The sequence below is a fragment of the Candidatus Nomurabacteria bacterium genome (assembly GCA_023898625.1).
GTDB lineage: Bacteria > Patescibacteriota > Saccharimonadia > Saccharimonadales > JAGQNJ01 > HK-STAS-PATE-36.
The window spans coordinates 495,998-508,347 of the sequence record CP060231.1 but is presented as its reverse complement, the minus strand read 5'-3'; the positions used below and the strand labels follow the sequence as shown (position 1 = coordinate 508,347).

Here is a 12,350-nt window from a genome sequence, read left to right as displayed (position 1 = left end):
TTATATCATCCGATGCGGGTGTGGTATAACGTTTATTATTCCTGCCTTCCAAGCAGGCGACGAGGGTTAGACTCCCTCCACCCGCACCAAAGTAGAGAATTTTTAGAATTTGACCGCGTTGCGGTCATTTTTTGATTGCCATAAGCTATAATTAGTTACATTAAGTCTTAAGGAGCAATAAAAAATGGAACCCGAACAAGTACAACCGCATAAAACTCATAATCAAGAAATTAAAACTGATCAGACTACTACATCACCACAGCAACCATTAATATCCGCGAGCGATTTTAGTAAACCTAAAACTAGTACTAAAAAATATATAACTCTCGGGATACTTATCTTCTTGGTGCTAGCTATGGGTAGCGGAGCTGCCTATATTTTTATGGTGTATATACCGAATAAACCAGAGAATGTCTTTAAAAAAGCAGTCTTGGATTATGCTACGAAATCAAGAAACTATACGATAACTGGTCGCCTTGACCAAGCTGGGCCGAATGACCCAGACTTCGATTACTCAGTCAAAACAAATACACAAAATGATTCATCAGCAGAAGTCCATATGAGTACCTTTCTTCAACAACCAAGCGTTTTTGTTAAAAAAGTAAATGGTAAGCTGTATGTTCGGTTTACTGGTTTTGAAGATTTCAAAAAGTTAGCCACTCACTATTCTAATTCGGGCGAGAAAGGTATTCAGGAATACATCGCGGAGTTTACAGAAAGAGCTAATTTATCGACTAATCAAGATCAGTGGCTAGAAGTTGGGGATTATGTTTTGGCGCAACATGGAACAGATAAAAGTAGCGACTCTCAGCCATCGGGATTGAATGGAGTTACTCTTAGATCAATTGGAAGTAAGGAGAATGTTGGCAACAAACCAACACGTAAGTATGAAGTTACTCTTACAAGTGATGCTTTTAAACAAGTTGTAACAGGAATAGACAAATCAGCAAATATTCATATGCCGTCTAGTATCTTTCCGAAAGATGGTTTAACAACAGCAGATATCAAAGCCAGTGTTTGGATTAACCTGAAAACCAAAACTATTGAACAAATAAGCTACGAGGGTAGGCCATTTCGTGATGCAACCTTTAGTCTTAAGCTGGTAGCAAGTGACCATAACTCCATAGATGCACCCAAAGCAGAAAAATTAACAAGCAAACTTGGATTTGGTATCGTCTCCGGTAAGCTATTTAATAAGCAGTTCCAGCAGGGTGATAGTGAAACTGACCGTGAACGAATTGCGGATCTTAAAGGAATTAAAACGGCTCTGGAAATATACAAAGCTCGGACCGGTCATTATCCGGAAAGGTACGAGATGGCGGTTAATCAACAGGCATTTATTGGTAATCAAATGTCAGGAGCCGATTTTGAAGTTTTTAAAGATCCGAGTGGAAGATTTATCGGTCAAAGCGGCAGTCAGTATGCTTATGTTCCTGCACTGGGTAACGATTCACAAGATTGCGGTAAGTTTAGTAAGCCGTGTGAAAAATATTTCATTGTTACTACGCTTGATGATGGCCAGTACCAGCTTAACTCAGACTGATTTTACGAAGCCACGACACCCCAACGCTTGCGGTTGGCGAACCGTCAGAAAAACTCTTTTCAATTAAAAAAAGAAGTTCTACTGGGGAATCTCAAAAAATAATACAAAGAGTTTTTTGGTTCGGGCGTGCTTTGCCTTATGGCAAAACAGCAGTGTAAATAGTACAATCGGAACAGATGAAAAGAATACTTTATGTTCGTCACGGCGAAAGTACTGCCAATATCAACGGCGTTGCAGGCGTAAGCGATGCGCAGCTCACCGAAAAAGGCGCAGAACAAGCAAAAATTACTGGGCAACATCTAAAAAACGAAGGTGTCGTTACGATTGCTTGCTCGCCATTTATTCGTGCTCGCCAGACTGCCGAGATTATCGCGCAAGAGCTCAACTACCCTGTGTATGAAATTGTTACGATTGACGAACTACAAGAACGCTATTTAGGTGAGTTTGAGGGAACAACTGGCAGACCACCAGAGTTCTTTCTAAACTCTGACAATGAGGGAGGAATTGAATCGCGCCAGCACATGATTGACCGCGCCACTAAAGCTATCGCAAAGCTCAAGGAAATCACCGAGGAGCGTGGCGGTACGACATTAGCTATCGCTCACGGACAGATTGGTTACTACACGACACAAGTTTCAAAAGGTCGCACTCGTTTCGAGGACTTTGACTCACCAGCCGAGATGAATAACGCAGAGTTTGTGGAACTATGGAGAGTAGAGAGTAATATGACCGAACTATTACCAGAACAGCCGGTAAGCTCAGAAGTATTGAAGGAGCACCCTGTAATTGCCGTGGACATTGACGGTGTATTGTTTGATACCCCTGGGCACGCCGTAGAGCGATGGAATAGTATTCACGGCACCAGCTACAAAGTTGAAGATATCTTTGATCATAATGCCGTTCACGACAAAGTGTTATTCCGCCACTGGCATGACAGTGGAATAGAGACCGATAAAGATACCGGCGAGAAATACGACGATGGATTTTACGGTGCACAAAAAGACGTTGCTAACTACCTACTTATACCAGGTGCTCGTGAAGTCCTAGCAAGGCTCAAACATGAATACGGAGCCTCACTTCACGCATTAACTGCTCGCAAGAAAGCAAATCTAGGAGACGTAACTCTTACTGCTCTCGGCGAACATTTCGGTGTCGGTGAGGAAGAAGAATATCTGATTGATGAGCTACATTTCTCTGGTGATCCTGACCATGACAATCAGGTAGATGAAAACGGCAAAAAAATTGATCTGACAGACAAAGGAACGTACCTCCGCGAAAAGCTTGGTGCACACATCATGGTTGAAGACAGCGTTAAAAACGCATTGAGTGCTCAAAAGGCTGGTGTTGCATCCTTTGTACTTGCTCAGGCATACAACCAAAATGGTAAGCATGACTGGCCACCGGAAAAAACCGCCCACGACTGGGATGAACTCTATCATTTGATTTCCAAGTCATTAGATGAACAAGGTTTTAGGAAAATTAGTGAGTAATTTTGCCGTCATCTTTGATATGGACGGTGTCCTGATTGACAGCGTTAAGTATCATTGGCAAGCAATGAACCAAGTGCTCGCAAAGTACAATATCCATATTGAGGACAGTGAACGCAGACACTACATTGGTCAATCAGTCATACATCAACTCAATCAAATTAGCGAAAAGTTCCAAACCACACTTAATATAGATACAATAATAGAGGAATTAAAGCCGATAAAGGAAGATTTACAGAAAGGGATACAGCCAAAAGAGGGCGTCGATCAACTCATAGGGCTCCTTCACGAAAACGGTATTCCTATCGCCATCGGCACGAGTAGCACAACAGCAGATACTGAGCGAAAGTTAACTGATGCTGGCATTTTTCATAACTTTGAAACATTAGTAACCCACGATGATATTACGGAGCACAAACCAGACCCTACTGTATATCTCGCCGCTGCCAAAAAGCTACATATCCAGCCGAGCCAGTGTATAGTCATCGAGGACGCTCCATCTGGTATCGAAGCAGCAAAACGGGCGGGTATGAAGTGTATCGCAATAACTGCGGTGTATACTACCGATGACGATTTGAACGGAGCTGATATTATTGTTCACTCTCTACTGGAAGTAGACCTGAAATTACTAGACAATTTATTGACGGTTAGTGAGTAGCGCATCAGCTGTGTTGACCCGAACTACGACGCCTCTACTGCTTTTACGGTAGGCGACCCGAACCAAAAAAACCTTATCCAATTCCTAAAAAATCTCAGCGGGGAAATCTCAAAATACGCAAAGGGGTTTCTAGTCGGGGCGCAGCACGGCTCCACTGTGCTAGGAGGCGGGGCTTGATTCAACAGTTTTTTTGGAAATGGGTTCGAGCTTTCCTGTAGAAAGCCACCAATTCAGAATTTAGACTTTAATATTTGCTAAATTGCAAATTCGCACTCCTGATTTAATGATTGCCTGACTTATTCACCCCAATTATTTTATATCGCACATTGTAAAATCTGTTAAAATACACTCTGTTATGGCAAATAACAACAAAGTTATCATAAATAAGGAAGATGTAATTTCATACATTTACTTTGTGTGTTCAATTGCACAGCGTGGCAGAATGTATGGTGGCTTAAGTGGTAAAAGCGATTACATTGGTGGTATTTTTGATCGTTGGATCAACATCATTTTGAGATCGAGGAGAATAATATGACAAAATTAGAATATGAAGAAGCTAAAATTGTGTGTGGCGGCGACATGTCTGACCCAAGACTTGAGTCTCTATATGTTGATGAGATATTAGACGCCTAACTATTAGATAATTTCTATTATTAGTAGATCCATTTTAATAAAATTGTTGAAGATATATAATCCATAAGATATGAGAGCATGGCACAAATCATCATTGGCAGATTTTTTAGAACAAAGTACTGATATTATTATTAGTCATTTAACTCAAGGGAGTGTTAATGACGGCTTCAGTGTTGAACAACCACAAGTTGAAACATGGAAGAAAGAAATTGAAATATTAAAAAACCAATTACGGTATTCCAAAAATATAACCATATTTTTGGAATTCAAAATTCCTCGAATGGGTAAAAGAATAGACTCTGTCTTGTTGATACATTCAGATAAACCTCATATAGTAATCTTAGAGTTTAAAATTGGCCAGAAAAAATTTATAACTAAGGATATAGATCAAGTAACAGATTATATGCTTGAACTCAAAAATTTCCACTTAGGATCACATAATGCAGATATATTCCCGGTATTAATTGCGTCTGACTATTATGGTGAGTCACAAAATATCGAAGGCGTTTGCTGTATTGGTGTACATGGCATTAAGAAGTATGTTGATAGTATTGAATACGTCACTGGATTTGGAGCGAATGGATGGGAAGAATCACCCTATAAACCAACTCCTACAATAATTGAGGCAGCTCAAGCCTTATACTCAGGACATAACGTTCAGGAGATTACTAGAAACGAAGCGGGAGATAATATCGTCACTACTTGCCGAAAGATCAACGAAATTATCGAAGATTGTAAAAAGAATAAAAGAAAAGTAATTATTTTTGTGACTGGTGTTCCCGGCGCAGGAAAAACATTAGTAGGGTTAAACATAGCAACCCAAAAACGGGATCTTAGTTCTAATGACCACGCTATACTGCTGTCGGGTAATGGACCGTTAGTTAACGTATTGACGGAAGCATTAGCTAGAGATGATAAGTGTAGTTATGGCACCAAAATTGTCGATGCTAGGAACAAAGTAAAATCTTTCATTCAAATAGTTCATCATTACCGCGATGAGTATATTAAAGACATAAATGCACCCAGTGAGCATGTCGCAATATTTGATGAAGCACAAAGAGCTTGGGACGGTGACACAATTACAAATTGGATGAATAGAAATAATAGAGAATGGGTGCATGGTGAATCAGAACCTGGGTTTTTAATAAGCACCATGGATAGACATGATGACTGGGCATGCATAGTGTGTCTTGTGGGCGGTGGACAAGAGTTAAAAAAGGGAGAAGCAGGTATCGGTGCCTGGATAGATGCCGTTCCTGAAAATTGGCAAATTGCAATATCACCAAACATTATGGACTCTGAGTATAACGTTTCAAAAGTACCTGCAAGTGCGAGGAAGATTAAAGAGCTTCATCTATCTACAACGATGCGCTCATTTAGATCAGAGAAACTATCACATTTTATCAAAGCACTCTTAGACATTGATGATTCAGCCAGTAAAATATACAATGACCTTAAAGAAACCTACCCCATCAGAATAACGAGAGACTTAAAGCTTGCAAAAAAATGGATTAGAAGTCAAGCAAAGGGCACAGAGAGAATTGGAATGGTTGCAACCAGCAGAGCCCAAAGACTAATTCCATATGCGATAGACTCAAACAAGAAGGTTAACGAGGTGCATTATTTTCTGGGGAGTAAAGAGAGTAATAAAAGTTCGTATTTCTTAGAAGATGCCGCATCAGAATTTGTCTGTCAAGGACTAGAGCTTGACTACACGCTCCTTTGCTGGGATGCAGACATGCGTTTTAATGACGATGGGTGGCAATATTTCAATTCAAAAAATAATATTGAAAAAGGTATCGTCTGGCAGAATAACAAATCGAATCAACAAGAAGCAAAAAACGCATATCGCGTACTGTTAACAAGAGCTAGGCAAGGAATGGTTATCTTCATACCTCATGGCAACTATCCACCTGACCCAACAAGAAAACAAGAATATTATGATAATACTTATAACTACTTGAGATCTGTTGGATTAGAAGAGCTCTCCGTATCAACTAGAGATATTGGATATTAAATAGAGGTGGGAGGACCTCTATTTTTTTCGTAATTTACTATGGGTAAAGATTACATTATCTTGAAGATAGTGCTTGGTGAAGTTCTGGGGCGTCTATTTGGATTTGTTGACCTGGAGAAATCTGGCCAGATAATAATTTCTGCGCAACAACATTCTCTACTGCACGTTGCATTACTCGACGGAGAGGGCGCGCACCTAAACGTGGATCGTATCCTTTTTCCGCCAAGAAAGATTTAGCACGATCGGTTAGAACAACACTAACTTTGCGATCTGCCAAAGTTTTGTTCAGTGAATTTAGTAATAGATCAACTAGCTGAATAAGTTCTTCTTTTTTAAGAGGCCTGAATAAGATAATTTCATCAAATCTGTTCAAAAATTCTGGTCTAAAAATATTTGCGTTAATTAACTCATCTATAAAAGCGTCTTCAAAATCTTCAAGATTTTGACCCTGAGCAATATGTGCCCTTATTTGCTCAGCACCAGCATTACTGGTGCAAATAATTATGGCATCACGAAAACTAATAGCCTTATTGGCGCTATCACGCAAAATTCCTTCATCCAACATCTGAAGTAAAATATTCAAAACATTAGGGTGAGCCTTCTCTATTTCATCCAACAACACTACACTAAAAGGCTGTTTAGCGATTTGAGCACATAGACTATATGGATCCGTTGAACCAATTGCTAATAATCGATTGGTATCATCGGCTCGTGAATATTCGTTTAAATCAACACGCACCAATCGTTCTTCTCCGCCAAAATATACTGATGCTAAAGCTTTAGAGAGCTCAGTCTTGCCGACACCTGTTGGTCCCAGAAACAAGAAAGTACCGATAGGCTTATTTTGGTTTCGCACACCACTACGCGCGCGTCTCAAAGCATCACTCACCAGGGTTACTGCTCGAGTTTGGTTAATCATTCTCTGGTGAATTTTCTGCTCTAAATTCAACAATATGTCTCTTTCTGAGGCTGTATCGGCAGATTGTACTTTGACATCAAAGGATTTTTCTACTGCCTGTTTGACACTTTTGGCCGTTATGAAGCGCTCCGATTCAGGAAAATTACTAGCCGATTCAAGCAACTTTATTGCCTTGCCCGGAAAAGCTTGTTCGTGAATAAACCTTTCGGCAAGCTGATAGGCTTCGCCAATTGATTGATACATATAGATTTGTTTATTTTTTGACTCCAGTAAAATGACCTCATCTTCGACTACCTGAATCGTTTCTTCATGTTCAAGTGGACTAACTATTACCCTATTAGCCAATTGTGCTAATCCAGGATTTTCTTGACTTAATCTAAGCCATTCTTGGTCTGTCATCGATAAAATAATTCTTAGCGCCCCACCTTGCAAGATTGGTAACAGCAGATTGGATAAATCAACCGACCCGGTGCCGTCTCTCAAGAATAACTGTGCGTCATCCAAAAAAATTACTACATTCTTGGCATGAATTGCCTCATTAAATACACGAATCAATAGGTCTTCTAACTGCCCCTTAGCCTTTGCGTTGGCAATCAAATTTGAAGCATCGAGCGCTATTACTTGCTGATATTTTAGTTGGTGTGAATGCTTAACTTTTGCACTCAACAAACGTGAGGCTAAACTATAAACTAAAGTGGTCTTACCTACGCCGGCTTCACCAACAAGCACAACATTTCGTCGACCAGATTGGTCAAGTAATCGCATCATTTGATCAATATTCTGCTCTCTACTAGCTACGCTACGACGCAAGAAACCCCCAGCCTGAATGCTCTCAGTAATATTAAACCCAACATGATTTAATATCGGGGCCCAGCCAAAACTTAAATCACGTCCAATACCCCCAAAATGACTCTTCTCGTTAGCGTTTTCTATCATTTTACGAATATGCGCAAACCATTCAACACCATTTTCTATATCTTGTTTTTCTAAAGATAGCTTAGCAAGAATTGGTTCGGCATCAGGAATTGACATAATCAGTGCTCCTGCAAGCGCGCCAGAATCTACCTCAATATTGCCAGTTTTTTTTGCCAGCTCAATTGCAAGTTTCCATACCAACGCTGTTGAACCTTCGTCCACAGCCGAAAGCTCTTGCAAAAACTCCCTGCCTATACCAAAACGTGCGCCAAAAAAGTAGCCACCCGGTTGCTTACTCACAACCTGCGCTAATCCTTTTGGTGTTTGGTCTTTTGTTATTTTAGATAATAGGTTACGACTCATTACATCGCTTAAATCTCGAACATCATCAAGTGATGATGCAGGCGACAATTCATTAAGCTCACCATGATACCAAATTAAAAACACACTCAAAATACCTATTGGAATTAAGAGTAGCCAACCCACTGCATTTTGTTGAATGATTATCAACCACAATAAAGTTAGCAAGCTCAAAAAAATAACCATCATCATCAAGTTTCTGATTGATGATTTTTCTAACCAAGATCCGACTCTTGCCTTAATTGCGCGCTGGCTACTAATGTCACAATGCAAGTTATCACTATTCATACACCAACCCCGACCATGAACAACGCAATAGCTAAAATAGGAGAAAGCGGAATTAATGGCCAAGCCAATAATGAAATCAGCCCAAATAATAGCGTTAAGACGATGCCGAATAATCCAACAAATATAATGATAGTCCTGAGTATGGTGCCAATAAATCGGGATACTAAATTATCTATAAAAGCCTGAACATGCAAATCAATAGATCCTTTATTGACCTTTCTGTATGTCTGTTTAAAGGGAGCAAACCAAGTTTTAACTAGAGCAGAAATAGAAAAAGCTTCATTTAGCCACTGCACTCTTTCAATCGTTGCTCGGCGCCATACCCAGCGCCAACCTTGGCCATACCACCACCTTAAGACCAACATTATAACCATAGCATTTATTGTAACCTACAATCGTCATGCTTGCAGTACAATATCTGCTATAATACAGTTTAGAAGATTGAAACAAGAGGAGGATACAGTGTTCAAAAAGCTTGGACGTTTCTTTAGAGAGTATTATCAATTTGCGTGGGCATTCGTAACTTTGATTGTTGCGCTCATTCTAACTTTTGCTGGTTTTACTAAAGCTAGCCATATATTGTTGGCAATTGTGACCATTATTAATGTAATTCCGCTCATTTGGGGTATGATTCAAGATTTGCGAGACGGAACATATGGGGTTGATATTTTGGCTGCTACCGCCATCATTACATCTGTCATCATGGGTGAATATTGGGCCGGTATTATTATTGTACTGATGTTAACTGGGGGTGAAGCACTTGAAGATTATGCTGAAAATCGTGCCAAATCAGAACTCAGCGCCCTGCTTGATAATGCGCCAAAGAAGGCTCACCTTATCAAAGGCAGAAAAACTATTGATGTAGTAGTTAGTAAAGTTGCTGTTGGCGATAAAGTACTAATAAAACCAGGTGAGGTTGTTCCGGTTGATGGAGTAATTATTGAAGGTGATACTAGCTTTGATGAATCTAGCCTGACTGGTGAAAGTCTCCCAATTAATAAGAAATCTGGCGACACAGTGTTAAGTGGTGCTGTTGTAATTGATGGTACTATAACTATTAAAGCCATACACTCGTCTGCGGATAGTCAATATGAGCAAATAATAAAACTCGTAAAAACAGCGTCTACTACTCAGTCCCCATTTGTAAGATTGGCCGACCGTTATAGCATACCATTTACTATTATTTCGTTTATTATTGCTGGTGGAGCCTGGCTTATGTCTGGTGACTCAATGCGCTTTCTGCAAGTTTTGGTAGTTGCTACTCCTTGCCCGCTCATTCTAGGAGCGCCGATTGCCCTAATTTCCGGTATTAGTCGAGCGGCACGTCACGGAATTATTATCAAAAATGGAGGGGCAATCGAACAGCTCTCAGCAATAAAAACATTTGCTTTCGATAAAACTGGAACCTTAACTGCTGGCCAACCAACAGTCAAAAAAATAACTGCGTTTGGCAAGAACAAGACTGAGGATGTCCTTTTATATGCTGGGGCACTGGAGCAAAACTCAAACCACATCTTAGCTCACGCTATCGTTGACAAAGCAAATAACCAGGATATTAAGTTTCCTAAAACTAAAAACGTTAAAGAGGAATCTGGCCACGGGCTAACTGGAAATGTTAACGGAAAGTTGGTACTTGTTGGAAAGGTAAACTACATTATTTCTCATAACATATCATTACCGAGTAAATTGAAACCATCTACACTCACAGATACAACGGCACTCGTAGCCGTTAATGGTACTGTAATTGGATCAATCAGCTTTGAAGACGCGATAAGACCAGAAACCAAATCGATGCTCGCAAAAATTAAGAAACTTGGAGTAAAAAATATCCTGATGGTGACTGGCGATAACAAGACCACCGCTAATGCTATAGCCAAGCAACTAGGCATATCAAACGTCAAAGCTGATTGTTTGCCAGCAGATAAACTAGTTGCGATTGAATCAATAAAAAAACGTCCGGTTGCATTTGTTGGCGATGGCGTAAATGATGCCCCAGTACTAACATCCGCAGAAGTTGGAATTGCTTTAGGCGCTAGGGGGTCAACCGCAGCGAGTGAAACAGCAGACGTAGTTATTATGCTAGATGACATCAGTAAGGTAGCTCAAGGATTTGATATTGCAAAGAATACTCTAAAGATAGCCACTCAAAGCATAATGATTGGTATTTGTATTAGCATTGCCTTAATGCTACTCTATTCCACCGGTAAATTCAGTGCAACAAGCGGGGCCATTATTCAAGAACTAGTGGACGTTACGGTTATTGTTTACGCTCTACGAGCACACGGCCCCTGGAAAGATAGGCATTCTCACAAATCATTTAAGAACAAGAAGTCTTAGAAAATCATTATTTACTTGTTATTAGCTGAGTATTGATTGGTCTTAATTATGGATGGAAGGTCAGCATAAAATATACCAAAACAGGCACAAAAACATTATCTGTACCACCTATACCAATGTTCTCCATCAAGCTAGTAACTATAGGTATAACAAACAAATATACACTTGCATCTGCTTGTAGTTCTGGCAGATTAACAACAGCCAAACCAGTTATTATTAACGAACAAAACCAAAAGACTGCTGTTCCAATAATGCTTTTTTCGTGACCAGCAACATGGTATCTATTATTTTTACCCCATTTTTTTCCTGCTAGTGCTGCAAACCCATCAGCTACGCTCATATGTAATATGCATGCTGTGAATACCCAAGGTTGACTTGTTAGTACGGCAGTCAACCCGATGCCCACCGCAAATAAAACCTCGCCCCATGTTCGACGCGCAACTCCATGAATAGCCTTGAAAATACCAAATTTAAGAGAAATCCCAACCACAACAAGAAAGGCGACGCTAATTAACTGAATTGCTTGAAAACTAATCAAAAATGGCCAGAAGGCAACATAAGACCCCACAAAAATATGCACAAGTTTACGGGCAGATTCACCACGTAAACTGTTATTACGCCATAGTACTTCTGTTAGTATTAGGATGGCAAAAACTGGCAATACCGCCAGTGCTAACTCTTGCATATATGCTATTGTAGCACTGGCGAATACTAAACTTAAGCAGTTTATTGCCTAAGATGCTTGACCGACTTTGTTTGTATTAAAGTTTGCGTTCTGCGCATAAACATTCCATGCGGACTGTTGTTGAGCACTAAGATCCTTAGCCTTATTGACCCAATTTTTTACTGCATCTTCTTTAATCTCAACCTTTTGCCCTTTTACTAAAGCCGGAGATCCAGCATCCTGAGTTAAGTGTGTTTCTGCAAAAATTATTTGGGCCTCGCTCAAATTAACTTTGTTAGTAATGCCATATGTTTGAATTGCCTTACGCGCCATTAAACTGTATGAGTCGCCAGGTTGAGCAACATATGAATAGACACTACCTTGTTGCTGAGTTTGCGAAGATTGTGCTTGATCTGTTGACTGTATCATTTCTTGGGCATTTGCAGTCCCCTTAACTACAAACAATAGCCCTAAGACCATTACAGAAACGGTAAATAAACCAGCGCCGATTAGCTTAATATTTTTCATG

The 12,350-nt window shown here is 40.0% G+C and carries 10 protein-coding genes and 1 tRNA gene; 7 read left to right on the top strand and 4 right to left on the bottom strand.

The genetic code is table 11. The annotated features are described in order from the left end of the window. Positions 1-14: 14 nt before the first annotated feature. The 6 genes from H6793_02630 (at position 15) to H6793_02605 (ending at position 6,338) form a co-directional block, all read left to right on the top strand. Positions 15-89 (top strand) — tRNA-Gly (locus H6793_02630). 95 nt (positions 90-184) lie between these two features. Next, complete coding sequence (locus H6793_02625) at positions 185-1,543, top strand: hypothetical protein (GenBank protein USN95208.1); 1,359 nt, start codon at positions 185-187, stop codon at positions 1,541-1,543. A gap of 176 nt (positions 1,544-1,719) precedes the next feature. Then, entirely contained in the window at positions 1,720-3,033 is a 1,314-nt protein-coding gene (locus H6793_02620; protein USN95207.1) for a histidine phosphatase family protein, read from the top strand. Then, positions 3,002-3,688 carry an HAD family phosphatase gene (locus H6793_02615; protein ID USN95206.1) on the top strand — a complete coding sequence of 229 codons (687 nt, stop codon included), beginning with the start codon at positions 3,002-3,004 and terminating at the stop codon, positions 3,686-3,688. Before H6793_02620 ends, H6793_02615 begins: the two co-directional genes overlap by 32 nt. Positions 3,689-4,043: 355 nt before the next feature. Then, positions 4,044-4,223 (top strand): hypothetical protein, encoded by a 180-nt coding sequence (locus H6793_02610; protein USN95205.1) that lies wholly within the window; start codon positions 4,044-4,046, stop codon positions 4,221-4,223. 168 nt (positions 4,224-4,391) lie between these two features. Then, on the top strand, positions 4,392-6,338 hold the full coding sequence (locus H6793_02605) for a DUF2075 domain-containing protein (GenBank protein USN95204.1): 1,947 nt from the start codon (positions 4,392-4,394) through the stop codon (positions 6,336-6,338). Positions 6,339-6,393: 55 nt separating this feature from the next. Here H6793_02605 and H6793_02600 read toward each other — a convergent pair whose 3' ends face one another. Beyond that, complete coding sequence (locus H6793_02600) at positions 6,394-8,820, bottom strand: ATP-dependent Clp protease ATP-binding subunit (GenBank protein USN95203.1); 2,427 nt, start codon at positions 8,818-8,820, stop codon at positions 6,394-6,396. Continuing rightward, on the bottom strand, positions 8,817-9,194 hold the full coding sequence (locus H6793_02595; GenBank protein ID USN95202.1) for a hypothetical protein: 378 nt from the start codon (positions 9,192-9,194) through the stop codon (positions 8,817-8,819). The genes H6793_02600 and H6793_02595 overlap by 4 nt, the downstream gene beginning before the upstream one ends. Positions 9,195-9,282: 88 nt before the next feature. On the opposite strand from H6793_02595, the gene cadA reads away from it, so the two are divergent. Continuing rightward, the gene (cadA, locus tag H6793_02590; GenBank protein USN95970.1) at positions 9,283-11,157 is read left to right on the top strand and encodes a cadmium-translocating P-type ATPase; all 1,875 of its coding nucleotides are present in this window, start codon (positions 9,283-9,285) and stop codon (positions 11,155-11,157) included. Between the two features lie 46 nt (positions 11,158-11,203). Here the strand turns inward: cadA and H6793_02585 are convergent, their stop codons facing one another. After that, the gene (locus H6793_02585) at positions 11,204-11,842 is read right to left on the bottom strand and encodes a hypothetical protein (GenBank protein USN95201.1); all 639 of its coding nucleotides are present in this window, start codon (positions 11,840-11,842) and stop codon (positions 11,204-11,206) included. 48 nt (positions 11,843-11,890) lie between these two features. After that, complete coding sequence (locus H6793_02580) at positions 11,891-12,349, bottom strand: hypothetical protein (protein USN95200.1); 459 nt, start codon at positions 12,347-12,349, stop codon at positions 11,891-11,893. Position 12,350 lies beyond the last annotated feature (1 nt).

Coding starts and splice junctions, on each gene's coding strand:
- H6793_02600 (USN95203.1), bottom strand. CDS start 8,820: ATGAATAGTGATAACTTGCATTGTGACATTAGTAGCCAGCGCGCAATT.
- H6793_02615 (USN95206.1), top strand. CDS start 3,002: ATGAACAAGGTTTTAGGAAAATTAGTGAGTAATTTTGCCGTCATCTTT.
- H6793_02620 (USN95207.1), top strand. CDS start 1,720: ATGAAAAGAATACTTTATGTTCGTCACGGCGAAAGTACTGCCAATATC.
- H6793_02595 (USN95202.1), bottom strand. CDS start 9,194: ATGGTTATAATGTTGGTCTTAAGGTGGTGGTATGGCCAAGGTTGGCGC.
- H6793_02580 (USN95200.1), bottom strand. CDS start 12,349: ATGAAAAATATTAAGCTAATCGGCGCTGGTTTATTTACCGTTTCTGTA.
- H6793_02610 (USN95205.1), top strand. CDS start 4,044: ATGGCAAATAACAACAAAGTTATCATAAATAAGGAAGATGTAATTTCA.
- H6793_02585 (USN95201.1), bottom strand. CDS start 11,842: ATGCAAGAGTTAGCACTGGCGGTATTGCCAGTTTTTGCCATCCTAATA.
- H6793_02605 (USN95204.1), top strand. CDS start 4,392: ATGAGAGCATGGCACAAATCATCATTGGCAGATTTTTTAGAACAAAGT.
- H6793_02625 (USN95208.1), top strand. CDS start 185: ATGGAACCCGAACAAGTACAACCGCATAAAACTCATAATCAAGAAATT.